The sequence below is a fragment of the Bifidobacterium simiiventris genome (genome assembly GCF_019331715.1).
In the GTDB taxonomy this organism is placed as follows: Bacteria; Actinomycetota; Actinomycetes; order Actinomycetales; family Bifidobacteriaceae; genus Bifidobacterium; species Bifidobacterium simiiventris.
Genome location: NZ_JAHBBG010000001.1, coordinates 50,120 through 67,407, shown reverse-complemented (window position 1 = coordinate 67,407; position 17,288 = coordinate 50,120). Strand labels below are relative to the sequence as shown.

Here is a 17,288-nt window from a genome sequence, read left to right as displayed (position 1 = left end):
ATGAACGACGCGAACACCACCATGAACGTCATACTCGGCACCACATTCCTGCTGCCGATACTGGTGACCATCAGCCTCACGGCCATACCGTGGATCACCGACCGACGCGAAGCATTCGGCGTGACCGTACCGCCCGCGGCCCACGCCGACCCGGCCATCCGCCGGCTCAAACGCGGATTCTCATGGACGATGGCCGCAACCGGCACCATCGCAACCGCCATATCACTGGCCGTCTGGCAACGATTCGGCACCGAACCCGCGATATGGACGATCTCGGCCGTCTCTGTCATGCTCACCGTGATCGGCTTCGCCGCCCAACAGATCTGCCGCCGCACAACACGCAACATCGCAGACCGCCGCAACTGGCACACCGACACCGACCGCCGCGCCGCCATCATCGCGGAACACAACAACCCCGAACCGATCAGCCTCACATGGGAACTCCTCCACGTCGCGGCGCTCGCCGTCACCGTCCTGGTCGGTGTGCTCGGCTACGGCACCATGCCCGAGCGGGTCGCGATCCACGAGAACATGGCCGGGCAGATCGACGGCTGGGCGAGCAAAAGCCCGTGGCTGATCCTCATGGCCGTGCCCGGTCAGGTCATCGTGGCCGTGGTGATGATTGCCGCCCACGCCGCCATCATCGCCGCGAAGAAGCCGATCGACCCAGACCATCCCGCCACCACCGGATTCGCATACGGCACGTTCGCCCGCGTCTGGAGCATCTACACGCTTGTGATCGGCCTGCTCGTGGCCGGCTGGATGGGATTGGGCGTGCAGCTCGCCACCATCGGCGCGATCGCCATCGACCTGTTCGCCACGGTCGCGATGCTGCTCGCCGTGGCCGCATTGACCGGCGTACTGGTGATCAGCGTGTACTGCGGGCAGAACGGGTCGCGCTTCTACGCCGGTGTATCGAATGGGAATGGAGGCTCGGAGAGCGATGACGCGATGCCGGCCGACGACGACCGTCACTGGATCGGCGGCGTGTTCTACGTCAACCGCGACGACCCGGCCATCTGGGTCCCCAAGCGGTTCGGCGTCGGCTGGACGGTCAATTGCGCCCGCCCCGTCGTCTGGCTCGCGGCCATCGCGCTCGTCGTCATCTCGATCGCGCTCATCCTATTGCCGTTCCTGATGTGACGTGTGGCTCGCCGCGTCACATATGGTGAAGGCCGCTCCCTCGATTGGTTGGGAGCGGCCTTCACATAACAGAGGCCGGGGGACGGATCACAGCGCCTTGGCGGCGGTCTCCACGAAGCCTTCCATGCCGTCGATCGGCACGACCGTGTCGAAGCGCACGTCGGCATGCTCCAAGCCGCGCAATGCTGCCGGGGCCGTGGTGCCGGTCTCGCGCGCGAGCACGTCCATGCAGTCGAAATCGGTGCCGGTCGCGTCGAATCCGAGCGCCTCGTTGACCGTGCGCGGGAACTTGTACGGGCTGGCGGTCGCGAGGATCACGCGCGGGGTCAGTGGGTCGCGCGGCATCTGCTGCGCCACGAAATACGCGCACGCGGTATGCGGGTCGATCACGTACCGGTTCTTCGTCCAGCAGTCGGCGATCATCTCGCGCACCTGGTCCTCGTTCGCCCAGCCGCAGCCGAACAATTGGCGCACCTTCGCCAGCAGCGGTTCCGGAACCTCGTACGTGCCCCAGTTCTTCAGATCGTTCATGAGCATCGAGATCAGCCGCGTGTCGCCTTCGGCGAAGTAGTACAGCATGCGTTCGAGGTTCGAGGAGATGAGGATGTCCATCGACGGCGAGATCGTCTGGTAGAACGGGCGCTGGCGGTTGTACGTGCCGGACGTGAGGAAGTCGAACAGCACGTTGTTCTTGTCGCTTGCGACGATCAGGTGCTTGACCGGCAGGCCGAGACGCTTCGCGTAGTAGCCGGCGAGGATGTCGCCGAAGTTGCCGGTCGGCACGACGAACTCGACCTCGTCTCCCACGTTGATGACCTGCTGTTCCAGAAGCTGCGCGTACGCGGAGAAGTAGTAGACGACCTGCGGCACGAGACGGCCCACGTTGATCGAGTTCGCGGACGACAGGACGACGTGCGAGTCGGCGGCGAGCTTGTCCGCCAGCTCGCGGTCGCCGAAGATGCGCTTGACCGCGGACTGCGCATCGTCGAAGTTTCCCTCGACCGCGGCGACGTTCACGTTCGAGCCGGTCTGCGTGGTCATCTGCAGCTCCTGCACCTGACTGACCTTGCCCTGCGGATAGAACACGGTGATCGCGGTGCCCGGCGCGTCGGCGAACCCGGCCAGCGCGGCCTTGCCCGTGTCTCCGGACGTGGCCGTGAGGATCATGATCTTCTCGTCCCCATCGCCGTCGGCCGGCGTGGTGCGCGCCATGAACCGCGGCAGGATCTGCAGGGCGACGTCCTTGAACGCGGAGGTCGGGCCGTTGAACAGTTCGAGGATGTAGTCGTCGCCGACCGGCTTCAACGGCGTGATGCGTTCGTCGGACCACTGCGCGCCGTACGCGGCGGCGATGCAGTCCTTCAGTTCGTCCTCCCCGAAGTCCGGCAGCAGCGCGTGCAGCACGTCGTACGCGATCGCCTGATACGGGCGGCCGGCGAGATTCGCGATGTCGACCGTTGTCTCGCCGAGCGAATCGGTCACGAACAGGCCGCCGTCGTCGGCGATTCCTTTGCGGATGGCCTCCTTGGAGGTCAGTGAATCGGTGGTGGAACGCGTGGAATGGAACGTGGTCATGATGCCCTTCGCGAAAGATGACGGATACCGACAGTGTGGCTCAAGTGTACCGTCAGCAGTGGGCAGGGGAGCGGGACGAGGCGCGAATATGAGACGCAAACGATTCGTAACATGACCCGGCCCTACACTATGCACAACCGCAACCGCGGAATCGTAGTACCACCGATTAAAGGAGCGCAGATGACTGCTTCGCCGCTCGCCCAGACCCCCACCGACGCGTTCAACGCGCCGATCGCCGACACCGACCCGGAGATCGCCGAGATCCTCACCGCCGAACTGCACCGCCAGCAGGACGGCCTCGAGATGATCGCATCCGAGAACTTCGTGCCGCGCGCCGTCCTGCAGGCGCAGGGTTCCGTCCTGACCAACAAGTACGCCGAAGGCTACCCGGGACGCCGCTACTACGGCGGCTGCGAGCAGGTCGACAAGCTCGAGACCATCGCCCGCAACCGCGCCAAGGAACTCTTCGGCGCCGAATACGCGAACGTGCAGCCCCACTCCGGCGCCCAGGCCAACGCCGCCGTCTACCAGGCGCTCGTCAAGCCCGGCGACACCGTCCTCGGCCTCGCCCTCGACCACGGCGGCCACCTCACCCACGGCATGAAGATCAACTTCTCCGGCCGCTTCTACCACGCCGAAGCCTACGGCGTCAACCCCGAAACGTTCCGCATCGACCCCGAGATCATCCGCCAGCGCGCCCTCGAGGTCCACCCGGCCATGATCATCGGCGGCTGGTCCGCCTACCCGCGCATCGAGGACTTCAAGGCCATGAAGGAGATCGCCGACGAGGTCGGCGCCAAGTTCTGGGTCGACATGGCCCACTTCGCCGGCCTCGTCGCCGCCGGTCTGCACCCCAGTCCGGTCCCGTACGCCGACGTCGTCTCCTCCACCGCGCACAAGACCCTCGGCGGCCCGCGTTCCGGCTTCATCCTCGCCAAGGAGGAATACGCCAAGAAGCTCAACTCCGCCGTCTTCCCCGGCCAGCAGGGCGGCCCGCTCATGCACGTCATCGCCGGCAAGGCCGTCAGCTTCAAGGTCGCCGGCACTCCCGAATTCAAGGACCGCATGCAGCGCACCCTCGACGGCGCCAAGATCCTCGCCGAACGCCTCACCGCCGACGACGTCAAGAAGAACGGCATCAGCGTGCTCACCGGCGGCACCGACGTCCACCTCGTCATGGTCGACCTGCGCAACAGCGAAATGGACGGCAAGCAGGGCGAAGACCTCCTCGCCCAGTGCGGCATCACCATCAACCGCAACACCGTGCCGTTCGACCCGCGCCCTGCCTCCATCGCCTCCGGCCTCAGGATCGGCACGTCCGCCCTCGCCACCCGCGGCTTCGGACCCAAGGAATACGAAGAGGTCGCCGACATCATCGGCACCGCGCTCGCCGCCGGTCCGTCCGCCGACGTGGAGACCCTCAAGAAGCGCGTCGACAAGCTCGTCGAGGACTTCCCGCTCTACCCGGGCCTCGATCAGGTCCACTGATCGGCCAGATGGCAATCCATCTGCACAACCGTATGCCGAGCGCCGCCCAGCGTACGGTTGTGCGGCCGTCGCTGCGAAAACGTACACATGATGCGCCGCAGCGTACGTTTCTGTGGACGGTTCTGCAAGAACGTACGCTGGGCGTCGGCTGATGTACGTTTCTGCGGACGGTCCTGCACAAACGTACGTATGACCCACTTCGACATACGATGCTGTGGATCGGGATGATGCCGGCTGACGCCGACTTGCGCTAAGGTGTGGGTATGACGAATAGCGAAGAGGTCCAGGTGCCGCAGACCGTGTTCGACGCGGTATGCGCGAAGGCCGACGACGCGGCCCGCGCCCAACGCGCACTCGCCCAGGCCGACACCGAAGCCAAAAACGAACTACTGAACGCGATCGCCGACGCGCTCGACGCCCGCGCCGACGCAATCGCCGGCGCCAACGAACTCGACATGATCGCCTCGCGCGAAGCCGGCATGGACACCGGCAAACTCGACCGCCTCCAATTCGACGTGCCCCGCATCGCCGCCGCCGCGCAAGGCGTCCGCCACGTCGCAACCCTGCCCGACCCCATCGGCGAGATCGTCCGCGGCTACAACCTGCCCAACGGACTGCGCCTGCAACAGACTCGCGTCCCCCTCGGCGTCATCGGCATGATCTACGAAGCCCGCCCCAACGTCACCGTCGACGTCGCCAGCCTCTGCCTCAAATCCGGCAACGCCGCCATCCTGCGCGGCGGCCACGCGGCCGAACGCACCAACCAAGCCACCCTCGCCATCATCCGCGACGTCATTGCCGACCACGGCTTCGACCCCGCCCTTGTCGACACCGTCGACGAATACGGCCGCGACGGCGCCACCGCCATGATGGAGGCCCGCGGCCACATCGATGTCCTCGTGCCACGCGGCGGAGCCGGCCTCATCCAAGCCGTCGTACGCAACTCCAAAGTCCCCGTTATCGAAACCGGCGCCGGCAACGTCCACATCTACATCGACCGATCCGGCGACCTCGACAAGGCCATCCCGATCATCATCAACGCGAAAACGCAACGCGTCGGCGTATGCAACGCCGCCGAAAAACTCATCATCCACCACGACGTCGCCGCACAATACCTGCCCGCCATCGCCCGCGCGCTCGCCGAGGCGCAGGTCGAACTGCACGCCGACGACACGGCGTACGGCATCATCGACGAGGCCGGCATCGACGGCGTGAACCTGCTCGCCGCCACCGACGAGGACTGGGACACCGAATACCTTGCGTTGACGATGGGCGTCAAGGTCGTGGATTCGTTGGACGAGGCCATCGAGCATATCAACGCGCACTCCACCGGGCACACTGAATCGATCATCGCCGAGGACTATTCCGCGATTGAGGAGTTCACGAGCCGCATCGACTCGGCCGTGGTCATGGTCAACGCGTCCACGCGCTTCACCGACGGCGGTGTGTTCGGATTCGGCGCCGAACTCGGCATCTCCACGCAGAAGATGCACGCGCGCGGGCCGATGGGATTGCGCGAGATGACCACGACGAAATGGATCGGCTACGGCACCGGCCAGGTGAGACGATGAGCGAGGAGGAAACCACCGTTATGCAGGAACAGGAGAACACCGCCGAGACGACGACGAACGGCGTCGACATGCCGACCACCGAGGACGGCATGCTCGTCAGCAAGCCGCTGCGCCCCGACATCGACCTGACCGACCCGCGGCTGGGCATGAAGATCGCCGCCGAACGACTGAGCATCGTGCGCTACGTGTTCCTCGTGCAGATCGAGGACGGCATCGCCTCGGCCGCGCAGCGCGCATCGCTCGAATACGCGGATGCGGTGTTGATCGGCTGGCCCGACGAACATTCCAACGAGGTCGTCGACCTGACCGCCGACCAGCTGCGCACCGTGCGCGAGCAGATGCAGCTCATGGAGCAGTACATCGGCAAGTTCTCCGCGATGGAGCGCGACGGTGACGTGGACGGCATGACCGACACGCTGATTCGCGTCACCGAGCGCGTCGCCGAGGTGCGTCGGCTGTACCAGCCCGATTTTGCGTTGCCGACGTTCGCGGAGATTCGCCGCGTCGTGCAGGACGAGTGGGACGAGGACATGGGCAAGATCGACCCGCAGGAATCCGATACGACCGCCGGCGAGATCGCCCGCGAATCGCAGGACGCCGACCGCGAGCAGGGTGACGAGGCGGTGCGCGCATGAGCGGGGGAGCGGAACCTGCGAACAAGGCCGCCGAACAGACCGTCGCCGCAGGCGAGCCGGCGCGCCGCATGGCCGACCTGTCGCCGGAAAGCGCGGTCGAGAACAGCGTCAACGCCGTCAGTTCGGTGACCGGCACGCCCCGATGGCGGCTGTCCACGCGCGGCAACCGGCATGCGCGCCCGCGCATCGGCATCATGGGCGGCACATTCGACCCGATCCACAACGGGCACCTGGTCGCGGCCTCCGAGGTCGCATGGGTGTACGACCTGGACGAGGTGATCTTCGTGCCGACCGGACGGCCCGTGTTCAAGCTCGACAAGAAGGTCACGAACGCGGAGGACCGGTATCTGATGACTGTGATCGCCACCGCGTCGAACCCGAAGTTCACCGTCTCGCGCGTCGACATCGACCGGCCGGGCATCACGTACACGATCGACACGCTGCGCGACATCCGCGCGCAGCACCCGGACGCCGAACTGTTCTTCATCACCGGCGCGGACGCCGTGGCCGAGATCATGCAGTGGAAGGACGCCGAGCACATGTGGGATCTCGCGCACTTCGTCGCGGTCACCCGTCCCGGCTATTCGTCGCCGGTTGGCGTGCGCCTGCCGGAAGGCAAGGTCGACACGCTGGAGATCCCCGCGCTGGCGATCTCCTCGACCGACGTGCGCCGCCGCGCCGAACACAACGAGCCGGTCTGGTACCTCGTGCCGGACGGTGTGGTGCAGTACATCGGCAAGCACGGTCTGTACCGGTAAACGGCGCTACGTTGCCGCGGGGTCGCCGCGAGGTCGGCACGTCGGCCAGCGTGATGCCGTTCCACCTGCCGGACGGAGTCCCGCAACCGTGAACACGCGTGCCGGTGACGGTCGGCGCGGACGGTTACTATGAGTGCAGTCACTTCAACGAAGCCGAACGTTTGGAGATATGGTGAGCGCAATCCTTGAAGGAAAGCCCGATAAGAATCTCATCCTGGTGACCGGTCGCACCCATCCGAAGCTGGCGGCGGACGTCGCCGAGCAGCTGGGGATCGATGTGCTGGAAACCACCGCATACGATTTCGCGAACGGCGAGATGTATGTGCGATACACCGAATCCGTGCGTGGCGCGGACGTGTTCGTGCTTCAATCTCATGCGCTGCCGGTCAACAAGTCGATCATGGAGCAGCTCATCATGATCGACGCGTTGAAGCGAGCCTCCGCGCGTTCGATCACCGCCGTATGCCCGCTGCTGGGCTACTCCCGTCAGGACAAGAAGCACCGCGGCCGTGAGCCCATCTCCTGCCGTCTGGTGTTCGATCTGCTCAAGACCGCCGGCGCCGACCGCATCATGAGCGTCGATCTGCACGCCGCGCAGTCGCAGGGCTTCTTCGACGGTCCGGTCGACCATCTGATCGCCATGCCGGTGCTCGTGGACTACATTCGCGACCGGTTCTCCAACCAGCTCGACAACGTCACCGTCGTCTCCCCGGACGCCGGCCGTATCCGCGTGGCCGAGCAATGGGCGCAGCGCCTCGGCGGCGGCCCGCTCGCGTTCGTGCACAAGACGCGCGACATCACCCGTCCGAACCAGGCGGTCGCCAACCGCGTGGTCGGCGACGTAGCCGGCAAGGACTGCGTGCTTGTCGACGATCTGATCGACACCGCCGGCACCATCGCCGGAGCCTGCCACGTGCTCGCCGACGCGGGTGCAAAGTCGGTGACCGTGGTCGCCACGCACGGCGTGCTTTCCGGTCCGGCCATCGAACGGCTCAAGGGATGCGGCGCACGCGAGGTCGTGCTCACCGACACCGTGCCGATCCCGGAGGAGAAGCGCTGGGACGGCCTGACCGTGCTGTCGATCGCGCCGCTGCTGGCCAGCGCTATCCGCGCGGTGTTCGAGGACGGTTCCGTGGCCGAACTGTTCGACACGTATCCGGAGCACCACGGGCAGGGATTCCTGTTCGCGTGAGCCGCGACACGCTGAGGCGTGAACGTATGGCATAATAAACACTTGGCGGAAATTCCGGTTTCCGCCGGTCCCCCATGGTGTAATGGCAGCACACGGGTCTTTGGAACCCTTTGTCTTGGTTCGAGTCCAGGTGGGGGAACGCAACAAGTCGCCCGACGGCGTGTTTCGCGGAAAGCCGCGGCTCGCGGTCGGGCGTTTTCGTTCGGTCGATTTTCGTCACCGAATCTACACAATTGCATGTCCAATATGTGAGACAAGTGACGGCGACCGGAGCACACAGAATGGGAGATTCCCGATGGCCCTTTCCGCCGCAATCATCCTCGCCGCAGGCGAAGGCACCCGCATGCGTTCCGCCAATCCCAAGGTGCTGCACACCTTCGCCGGCAAGACGTTCCTCAACCGCGTCATGGACTCCGTCGCCGCGCTCGACCCGTCGACGCTCGCCGTGGTCGTCCACTACCAGGCCGAACGCGTCGCCGCAGCCGCCCGTTCGTACCATCCGGACGTCGAGATCGTCAACCAGGACGACATCCCCGGCACCGGCCGCGCCGTGCAGTGCGCGATGGCACAGCTGACCGCCGAGCACAAGCTCGACGGCTACGTGCTCATCGCTGCGTCCGACATGCCGCTGCTCGACGCCGAGACGCTGCGCGGACTGGTCGCGTTCCACGAGGCCAGCGGCAACGGCGCGACCGTGCTCACCACCATCCTTGACGACCCGACCGGCTACGGCCGCATCATCCGCGATCGTGACGGCCACGTGCTGCGCATCGTCGAACAGCGCGACGCCAACCGCAGCGAACTGGCGGTGCAGGAGGTGAACACGTCCGTGTACGTGTTCGACGCCGCCGTGCTCGCCAAGGCCATTGCCGGCCTTAAGAACAACAACTCGCAGGGCGAGTTCTACCTGACCGACGCGCTCGAGACCGCCAAGGAGGAGGGCAATGTCGGCGCGTTCGCCGCCCCCGACCCCTTGAGCGTCGAAGGCGTGAACGACCGCGTGCAGCTCGCCGCCCTGTCGCGCGAGCACAACCGTCGCGTGTGCGAGGCGTGGATGCGTTCCGGCGTGACTATCCTCGACCCTGATACCACGTGGATCGAGGACGACGTCGTGCTCTCGCGCGACGTGACCGTGCTGCCCGGCAGCTTCCTGCAGGGGCACACGACGGTCGGCGAGGCCGCCGTGATCGGGCCGTACACGACGCTCATCGACGCGACCGTCGACGCCGAGGCCGTGGTCGAGCGCTCCCGGGTGCAGGAGACGCATATCGGCCGCTCCGCCAACATCGGCCCGTGGACGTACCTGCGCCCCGGCAACGAGCTCGGCGAGGAGTCCAAGGCCGGCGCGTTCGTCGAGATGAAGAAGTCGCACATCGGCAACGGCACCAAGGTGCCGCACCTGAGCTACATGGGCGACGCGACGCTCGGCGACCACACCAACATCGGTGGCGGCACCATTACCGCCAACTACGACGGCGTGCACAAGAACAAGACCCACATCGGCTCCGGCGCGCACATCGGCGCGGGCAACCTGTTCGTCGCGCCCGTCGAGGTCGGCGACAACGTGACCTCCGGCGCCGGCTCGGTGATCCGCCACGACGTGCCCAGCGACACGATGGTCTATTCCGAGAATACGCAGCACGACGTTGAGGGCTGGAAGCCCAAGTGGGAACGCTGACGGTCATCCGGCAGACGCCGTGCGGCTTGGCCTGACCGGTCGCACGGCGACAATCCCACCATCTGTCATCCAGACACACAACACGTAAGGAGAACAGCAACGTGACCGCAGTCCAGAACTCCATCGACGCGATCCGTATCGCCGCCGAAGCGGCCGACCGGCTCAAGGCCACCGACATCGTCGCCTACGACGTGAGCGACCTGCTCGGCATCACCGATCTCATGCTCGTCGCCACCGCGTCGAACGAGCGGCAGGTGCTCGCCGTCGCGCAGGAGGTCGAAAAGGATCTGTACCTCAAGTGCGACAAGCGCCAGCCGCGCTCGCGCGAAGGCCTAACCGAGGCGCAGTGGGTGTTGCTCGACTACGGCGACTACATCATCCACGTCATGCACGAGGAGGCCCGCGAGTTCTATCGTCTCGACCGTCTGTGGCGCGACTGCCCGACCATTGATCTTGAGCTCGCGCATCCCGAGGACAGCAAGACGGAGACAACGGAATCGGAAGACTGATCGTCGTGTGCCGATGTGATACAACATGGCGGCACACGGATCAATCATTCGTCCATCATCAAGGGAGGTAATCGGATGAGCGCAACCGAGCATGTCCGTTCGATCACGCTGGTACGCCACGGACGCACGTCATACAACGTCCGCCACTGTTTCCAGGGCCAGATCGATATCCCGCTCGATGAGGTCGGCCGTTGGCAGGTCGAACAGACCGGTGCCGCGCTGAAATCGCTGTATGTCGACGGACAGCCGGACGGCCGCAGGCAGCTGGTTGTCGCCTCCGATCTGAGCCGTGCCGCGGCCACCGCCCACGCGTTCGCCGATCCGCTGGGACTTGACGTCCATCTCGACGAGCGTGTGCGCGAACGCAACTTCGGCCAGTGGGAAGGCATGGAGGTCGCCGAAATCGCCCGCCAGTACCCGGACGCCTACCGGTCGTGGGCTGAATTCCGTGGCGGCGAGCTCGAATACGGCTGCGAACCCAAAGAACACGTCGGCGCCCGCGGCGTCGCGGCATTGGATGACTGGGCGCACCGCGCCGGCGACGACACCGACCTGTTCGTGTTCTCGCACGGCTCGTGCATCATGCAGACCACGATCATGCTGCTGGGCCTCGATCGGGTGCACCCCGAGTTCACCGACGTCGTGTCGATGCGCAACGCCCACTGGGCGCGGTTCGTGCCGGTCGACATGCCAGACGGCACGCTGCGCTGGCGACTCATGGACTACAACCACGGCCCGGCGGCCGCCGATACTGACCAGTGGGAGCATCCGCCGATCGAGGACTGATCGCGCCGACGAACCGGACGATCGCCCGATTCTGATCGATGGTCACGCCGCAGCGCCGCAGACGAAGGTCACGCGATGGCATATCGCATCACCATGCCATTGCGTGACCTTCGTCGTATATCCCGTACCTGACGGGACAGGCGGAACCGTAAACCACTCACGCCGGTCGTATGCTGGAGATGACGGCATTCGCACGACGGCAAGGAGTGACGCGATGACCAACGATCCGAACCTCAATACGATCTGGTGGCAGATCTACCCGCTCGGCTTCACCGGCGCGCCGATCCGCCCGCAGTCCGATGCGGAACGCACGCTCACGCCCCGTCTCGACATGATCACCTCGTGGCTCGACTACCTCATCGACCTCGGAGCGAACGGCCTGATGCTCAACCCGATCTTCGCGTCCACCAGCCATGGCTACGACACCACCGACTACTACCGCATCGACCCGCGCCTCGGAGACGATGCGGCCTTCGACCGGCTCGTCGCCGCATGCCACGAACGCGGCATCCGCATCATGCTCGACGGCGTCTTCAACCACATCGGCCGCGAATCCGCGCTGTTCCAACGCGCGCTCGTCGGCAATGATTCGGCCGCCGAATGCATGTTCCGCATCGAACGCGACGCAACGAGCGGTAACGTGACCGATTACGCGAAATTCGAAGGCAACGGCGACCTGCCATCCTTCAACCACGACAACCCAGCCGTCGCCAGCCTCGTCACTGACGTGATGTGTCACTGGATGCGCCGCGGCGCCGACGCATGGCGGCTCGACGCGGCCTACGCCGTGCCGCCTGCGTTCTGGACGCGCGTGTTGCCCGAGGTACGTCGCGAATTCCCGCACACGTGGATCATGGGCGAGGTCATCCACGGCGACTATCCGGCGATCGTGCGCGACTCCGGCATGGACTCGATCACCCAATACGAACTGTGGAAGGCGATCTGGAGTTCGATCAAATCCGGCAACTTCTGGGAACTCGACTGGAGCCTCAAACGGCATAACGAGTTCATGCGCGCGTTCACGCCGCTCACGTTCGTCGGCAACCACGACGTGACCCGCATCGTCAGCCAGGTCGGCGAAGCGGAGGCGGCGCTCGCCATGACCGTGCTGTTCACGGTCGGCGGCGTGCCGAGCATCTACTACGGCGACGAACAGGCGTGGCGCGGCGTGAAGGCCGACACGATGGGCGGCGACGACGCGGTGCGCCCGATGTTCCCCGGCACGCGCGACGGGCTGGGCGGCGACGGCGCGTGGATGTTCCGTCTGATCCAGGGCCTGATCTCGATCCGCCGCCGCAACCCGTGGATGGCGCGGGCCGTGACCGAACCGACGCACGTGAGCAACCGAGCATACTCATACGACGTGGTCGGCACCGGCGAGGACGCGGGACGGCGGCTGCACGTCGATCTGCGGCTGGGGGAGCGGCCGACCGCCGACATCAGCGAGCACGGCGTCAATCTCTACCACGTCGAGCACTAAGCGGCACGGGAAGCAGTCCGGTTCCGCTGGTCAGACCGACTCGTATACTGTTCTGGGCCGTTTTGACGGCCGTCATCGTCCCGACAGCAGAGAGAACAGCATGAGCCAGTCCGACACTGACACTTCCGCCGAACCGATCTCGGATGCTTCGGCACAGCAGCCGACGCCCGCAGACACCGACGTATCCGCCAACCGCAAGCACGCGCTGCACACGAACTTGAAGCGCGGCATGGAATCACGGCATCTGCAGATGATCTCCCTCGGCGGCGTCATCGGCACCGGCCTGTTCCTCAGCTCCGGCTACACCATCCAGCAGGCCGGGCCGATCGGCACGATCCTCGCGTACGCCATCGGCGCGCTCATCGTGTACCTCGTCATGCTCACGCTCGGCGAACTGTCCGTCGCCATGCCCGTCACCGGCTCGTTCCACGTCTACGCCGAACGGTTCATCGGACCGGGCACCGGCTTCGTCATCGCCATCCAATACTGGCTGACATGGACGGTTGCGCTCGGCTCCGAATTCACCGCCGCCGGTCTGCTCATGCAACGGTGGTTCCCGCACACGCCTACATGGATATGGTCGGCCGCGTGCATCGTGCTCATCTTCACCGCGAACGCGCTGTCGGTGCGCTTCTTCGCCGAGGCCGAGTTCATCTTCGCGTCGATCAAGGTGTTCGCGATCTGCGCGTTCATCGCCATCGGCCTGCTCGCCATCTTCGGCGCGGTGCCGATCTCCGGCTACGACCATGCGCCCCTGTTCGGCAACCTCGTCAAGGACGGCATCTTCCCGAACGGCTTCATGCCCGTGTTCGCCACGATCCTCACCGTCAACTTCGCGTTCTCCGGCACTGAGCTGATCGGCGTGACCGCCGGCGAGACGCGCGACCCGGAAACCGCCGTGCCCAAGGCCATCCACACCACGCTGTGGCGTCTCGTCCTGTTCTTCATCGGCTCGATCGTGGTCATGTGCGCGCTCATCCCGTGGCGCGAGGCCGGTGTGGGCGAAAGCCCGTTCGTGCTCGTGTTCAACTCCATCGGCATCCCGTACGCGGCCGACATCATGAACTTCGTGGTGCTCACGGCCGTGCTGTCCGCCTCCAACTCTGGCCTGTACGCGTCCACCCGCATGGTGTGGTCGATGGGCAACGAGGGCATGATCCCGCGCTGGTTCGCCAAGACCAACCGCCGCGGCGTGCCGATGCTAGCCTTGTGCGCGGCGATGGCCGGCGGACTTTTGGCGCTTCTGTCGTCCGTGATCGCCGCATCCACCGTGTACCTTGTGCTGGTCGCGCTGTCCGGTCTATCCGCCGTGGTCGTGTGGATCGCCATCGCCTACTGCCAGATCGTGTTCCGCCGCCGTTGGCTCGCCTCCGGGCATACCGTCGACGAGCTCAAGTACCGTACGCCCGGCTATCCGTACGTGTCGTGGGGCGCGTTCATCCTGTGCACGGCCTCGTTCCTGCTCGTGTTCTTCGACAAGGAGCAACGGTTCGCGCTCGTGGCCGAGCTGCTGTTCATCGTGGTCTGCTACGCGGCCTACTACGTTCAGGCGTGGTGGCGCAAACGGCATCCGGCCGAACCCGAACTGCAGCTGCCGTAGTCGGTTGTTCGTCGGCGACTATCATGGAACACGAAGAGGTGGTTGCCATGATGAGGTTGTTCCACAATGGATTCGGCAGCGGCGGCGGCGACGATGCCGCCCGCACCCTGCCCGAGCCGACATACATCCGTCCGGCCGCAGTGGCCGGCGCGTTCTACCCGTCCGACCCCGACGAACTGCGCGCGATGATCGACCGGCAGCTGGATTACGCCCGCGCGCTATTGCATGATTCCGGATTCGAGCGGCGATTGCCGCAGGGTGCGCCCAAAGCGGTGATCGTGCCCCACGCCGGATACGTGTATTCCGGCACGACCGCAGCGCTCGCCTACGCGCTGCTCGAACGCGGCCGCGGCACGATCAGGCGCGCCATAATCATTGGCCCCACGCACCGCGTCGCCGTACGCGGCGTGGCGTGCCCGTCCGCATCCGCGTTCCGGACGCCGCTCGGCACCGTGCCGGTCGACCGGGATGCCGAACGTCGGGCGCTCGATACGGTACCCGCCTTAAGCGTCAACGATGCGACGCACGCGCGCGAGCATGCGGTGGAGGTGCAAATCCCGTTCCTGCAGCGCGTGCTCGGCGATGACCTGACCATCGTGCCGCTTAATGCGGGCGACGCGAGTCCTGCCGAAGTCGGCGACGTGATTCAGACCCTATGGGGAGGACTGGATACGGTGATCGTGATCAGCTCCGACCTGTCGCATTACCATCCCGAATCGGTCGCCCGCACCTTGGATGACGAGACCATCGCGCACATCGCGCCACTGGGGGAGCCGACGATTCGCTCGAACCGCGCATGCGGTGCATATCCGGTCAACGGGTTGCTGGCCGCCGTGCGGGCGAAAACCATGCCGTTGCGTTTCCTCGGCTGCTCGACCTCGGGCGACGACGGGGAAGTGGCACTCGCCAACGTCGCCGACGGGCGGCATGCGGACCGTCCACCGATGCATGACTCCGATACGCCGGTGGTCGGCTATGCATCGTTCGCCGCATGGGAGCATGACACGCAAGCCCGTGACGCGATGCTCGCCGAAACCGACCATCGGTGCGCCGCCGACAGCGCCGCCAATCTGCCGGACCATGCCGACACGGTACTGCCCCGTCTGGCCCGGTCCTCGCTTGAACAGTATCTCGGCCTCGCCAACCCCGGCGATCCCACGCCGGCCGACATCGTCGCTGCCCATCTGCAGCTGAACCAGCCTGGCGCAAGTTTCGTCACCCTGACCAAACACGGGCGTCTGCGCGGCTGCATCGGCACGATCGAAGCCTATCGCCCACTCGGCCGCGACATCGCCGAACACGCCATTGACGCCGCCGTGCACGATCCACGATTCCGCCCAGTCAGCGCCGACGAATATCCGGACATCAGCGTCGAGGTGTCGGTATTGTCCGAACCGGAATCGATGCGTGTGCCGTCCCGTGCCGCGCTGGAAGCGATGCTCAAGCCCGGACGCGACGGACTCATCCTCGACGACGGCCGCGGTCACCGTGCCACGTTCCTGCCGCAGGTATGGGCCGAACTGCCGGACAGCCACGAATTCGTCAGCCACCTGCTGCGCAAGGCCGGATTGCCATCATCCTACGATTGGCATGACGGCAGCATGACCTGTCAGCGATACACCGTCACCGCGTTCAGTGAGGAGTCCCGGTGAATATGGGCGGGACAACGGCATCGGCGGAGGAAACGGCGGCGGGAACAGCCTTGGAAGATGCAGCGGCGACATCGGTTCGTAGCTCAGTGACACGGCAATCACCGGCCGTCGGCCGCTGGCAGCACCGCCTGCCGGACGGTCGCGTGCAATGCGACTTGTGCCCGCGCCACTGCACACTACGCGACGGCCAGCAAGGCTTCTGCTTCGTGCGCTCCAACCACCACGGCACGATCATGCTCGACACGTACGGCTTGAGTTCCGGCTTTGCGATGGATCCGGTCGAAAAGAAACCGCTCAACCACTTCTACCCGGGAAGCGCGGTGCTGAGCTTCGGCACGGCCGGCTGCAACAGCGCCTGCCGCTACTGCCAGAACTGGTCGATCTCCGCATCCCGCCAGTGGAGCACGCTCGCCGTCGAAGCCCGCCCCGAGAAGATCGCAGCCGTGGCCGCCGATTACGGTGCCAGGTCGGTCGCGTTCACCTACAACGATCCGATCATCTTCGCCGAATACGCGATCGACACCGCGCAAGCCTGTCACGAACGCGGCATCGATGCGATCGCCGTCACCGCCGGGTACATGGCCGCTGCGCCGCGCGCCGACTTCTACCGGGTCATGGACGCGGCGAACATCGATCTCAAAGGTTTCACCGAGGAGTTCTACCGCACCATCACCGGCACCCATCTGCGCGACGTGCTCGACACCATCGAATACGTGTGCAACGAAACGAACACGTGGGTCGAACTGACGACCCTGCTCATTCCCGGATACAACGACGATGATGCGCAGCTGCACGCCGAATGCGTATGGATCCGCGAGCACTGCGGTCCTGACGTACCGCTGCATTTCTCAGCGTTTCATCCGGACTACAAGATGCGCGACGTGCCGGCCACGCCGCTCGCCACGCTCGTGCACGCGCGTGAGATCGCAATCGGGGAGGGCTTGCATTTCGCCTATACCGGCAACATCGTCAATCGCGAAGGCGACACGACGTTCTGCCCCGGTTGTGGAGCGGCGCTCATCGTGCGCGACTGGTACGACATCGACCGGTACCGGCTCACTTCAGACGGGTGTTGCCCCGACTGCGGGCGCATGATTCTCGGACGTTGGGAGACGCGAGGGGCCGGTGATTTCGGCCGGCAACGTTGGCGCATACCCGTTTCGTGAAGATTCTGCCGGGATGCTGTGATGGTTATGTTGTTTTCACCAAAGGCTCAGCGCG

General features: G+C 65.4%; 14 protein-coding genes and 1 tRNA gene. 14 read left to right on the top strand and 1 reads right to left on the bottom strand.

Annotated features, from left to right (window positions below; all coding sequences use genetic code 11):
* A complete protein-coding gene (locus tag KIH76_RS00270; RefSeq protein WP_214373034.1) occupies nucleotides 1-1,143 on the top strand; it encodes a DUF1648 domain-containing protein in 1,143 nt (380 codons plus the stop codon).
* An 87-nt stretch (nucleotides 1,144-1,230) separates the two neighbouring features.
* On the opposite strand, the gene thrC is transcribed toward KIH76_RS00270, so the two are convergent.
* A complete protein-coding gene (gene thrC / locus KIH76_RS00265) occupies nucleotides 1,231-2,718 on the bottom strand; it encodes a threonine synthase (RefSeq protein ID WP_214373035.1) in 1,488 nt (495 codons plus the stop codon).
* Nucleotides 2,719-2,898: 180 nt separating this feature from the next.
* Between thrC and glyA the strand changes: the two genes are divergently transcribed.
* From glyA to amrS, 13 genes are all read left to right on the top strand, one after another.
* Complete coding sequence (glyA, locus tag KIH76_RS00260; RefSeq protein ID WP_214373036.1) at nucleotides 2,899-4,206, top strand: serine hydroxymethyltransferase; 1,308 nt, start codon at nucleotides 2,899-2,901, stop codon at nucleotides 4,204-4,206.
* 263 nt (nucleotides 4,207-4,469) lie between these two features.
* On the top strand, nucleotides 4,470-5,777 hold the full coding sequence (locus KIH76_RS00255; protein ID WP_214373037.1) for a glutamate-5-semialdehyde dehydrogenase: 1,308 nt from the start codon (nucleotides 4,470-4,472) through the stop codon (nucleotides 5,775-5,777).
* Between the two features lie 68 nt (nucleotides 5,778-5,845).
* Nucleotides 5,846-6,412, top strand: a complete 567-nt coding sequence (locus KIH76_RS00250; protein ID WP_420829243.1) for a phosphoribosylglycinamide synthetase — start codon at nucleotides 5,846-5,848, stop codon at nucleotides 6,410-6,412.
* A complete protein-coding gene (gene nadD / locus KIH76_RS00245; protein ID WP_214373038.1) occupies nucleotides 6,409-7,170 on the top strand; it encodes a nicotinate-nucleotide adenylyltransferase in 762 nt (253 codons plus the stop codon). The genes KIH76_RS00250 and nadD overlap by 4 nt, the downstream gene beginning before the upstream one ends.
* Before the next feature lie 169 nt (nucleotides 7,171-7,339).
* Entirely contained in the window at nucleotides 7,340-8,362 is a 1,023-nt protein-coding gene (locus tag KIH76_RS00240; protein ID WP_163229961.1) for a ribose-phosphate diphosphokinase, read from the top strand.
* A gap of 68 nt (nucleotides 8,363-8,430) precedes the next feature.
* Nucleotides 8,431-8,501 (top strand) — tRNA-Gln (locus KIH76_RS00235).
* Between the two features lie 156 nt (nucleotides 8,502-8,657).
* On the top strand, nucleotides 8,658-10,040 hold the full coding sequence (glmU, locus tag KIH76_RS00230; RefSeq protein WP_214373039.1) for a bifunctional UDP-N-acetylglucosamine diphosphorylase/glucosamine-1-phosphate N-acetyltransferase GlmU: 1,383 nt from the start codon (nucleotides 8,658-8,660) through the stop codon (nucleotides 10,038-10,040).
* A 101-nt stretch (nucleotides 10,041-10,141) separates the two neighbouring features.
* Nucleotides 10,142-10,549 carry a ribosome silencing factor gene (gene rsfS, locus KIH76_RS00225; protein ID WP_214373040.1) on the top strand — a complete coding sequence of 136 codons (408 nt, stop codon included), beginning with the start codon at nucleotides 10,142-10,144 and terminating at the stop codon, nucleotides 10,547-10,549.
* Between the two features lie 75 nt (nucleotides 10,550-10,624).
* Entirely contained in the window at nucleotides 10,625-11,335 is a 711-nt protein-coding gene (locus KIH76_RS00220; RefSeq protein ID WP_214373041.1) for a histidine phosphatase family protein, read from the top strand.
* Between the two features lie 214 nt (nucleotides 11,336-11,549).
* Complete coding sequence (locus KIH76_RS00215) at nucleotides 11,550-12,815, top strand: alpha-amylase family protein (RefSeq protein ID WP_214373042.1); 1,266 nt, start codon at nucleotides 11,550-11,552, stop codon at nucleotides 12,813-12,815.
* A gap of 100 nt (nucleotides 12,816-12,915) precedes the next feature.
* Nucleotides 12,916-14,415, top strand: a complete 1,500-nt coding sequence (locus tag KIH76_RS00210; RefSeq protein WP_214373043.1) for an amino acid permease — start codon at nucleotides 12,916-12,918, stop codon at nucleotides 14,413-14,415.
* A gap of 47 nt (nucleotides 14,416-14,462) precedes the next feature.
* Nucleotides 14,463-16,067 (top strand): AmmeMemoRadiSam system protein B, encoded by a 1,605-nt coding sequence (gene amrB / locus KIH76_RS00205; protein WP_236036726.1) that lies wholly within the window; start codon nucleotides 14,463-14,465, stop codon nucleotides 16,065-16,067.
* An 86-nt stretch (nucleotides 16,068-16,153) separates the two neighbouring features.
* The gene (gene amrS, locus KIH76_RS00200; RefSeq protein WP_338023515.1) at nucleotides 16,154-17,233 is read left to right on the top strand and encodes an AmmeMemoRadiSam system radical SAM enzyme; all 1,080 of its coding nucleotides are present in this window, start codon (nucleotides 16,154-16,156) and stop codon (nucleotides 17,231-17,233) included.
* Nucleotides 17,234-17,288 lie beyond the last annotated feature (55 nt).

What these genes read in the sequence shown, in the direction of transcription:
- KIH76_RS00240 (WP_163229961.1), top strand. Translation starts at nt 7,340, where the DNA reads ATGGTGAGCGCAATCCTTGAAGGAAAGCCCGATAAGAATCTCATCCTG.
- KIH76_RS00270 (WP_214373034.1), top strand. Translation starts at nt 1, where the DNA reads ATGAACGACGCGAACACCACCATGAACGTCATACTCGGCACCACATTC.
- glyA (WP_214373036.1), top strand. Translation starts at nt 2,899, where the DNA reads ATGACTGCTTCGCCGCTCGCCCAGACCCCCACCGACGCGTTCAACGCG.
- KIH76_RS00220 (WP_214373041.1), top strand. Translation starts at nt 10,625, where the DNA reads ATGAGCGCAACCGAGCATGTCCGTTCGATCACGCTGGTACGCCACGGA.
- KIH76_RS00255 (WP_214373037.1), top strand. Translation starts at nt 4,470, where the DNA reads ATGACGAATAGCGAAGAGGTCCAGGTGCCGCAGACCGTGTTCGACGCG.
- thrC (WP_214373035.1), bottom strand. Translation starts at nt 2,718, where the DNA reads ATGACCACGTTCCATTCCACGCGTTCCACCACCGATTCACTGACCTCC.
- glmU (WP_214373039.1), top strand. Translation starts at nt 8,658, where the DNA reads ATGGCCCTTTCCGCCGCAATCATCCTCGCCGCAGGCGAAGGCACCCGC.
- amrB (WP_236036726.1), top strand. Translation starts at nt 14,463, where the DNA reads ATGATGAGGTTGTTCCACAATGGATTCGGCAGCGGCGGCGGCGACGAT.
- KIH76_RS00210 (WP_214373043.1), top strand. Translation starts at nt 12,916, where the DNA reads ATGAGCCAGTCCGACACTGACACTTCCGCCGAACCGATCTCGGATGCT.
- nadD (WP_214373038.1), top strand. Translation starts at nt 6,409, where the DNA reads ATGAGCGGGGGAGCGGAACCTGCGAACAAGGCCGCCGAACAGACCGTC.
- KIH76_RS00250 (WP_420829243.1), top strand. Translation starts at nt 5,846, where the DNA reads ATGCCGACCACCGAGGACGGCATGCTCGTCAGCAAGCCGCTGCGCCCC.
- KIH76_RS00215 (WP_214373042.1), top strand. Translation starts at nt 11,550, where the DNA reads ATGACCAACGATCCGAACCTCAATACGATCTGGTGGCAGATCTACCCG.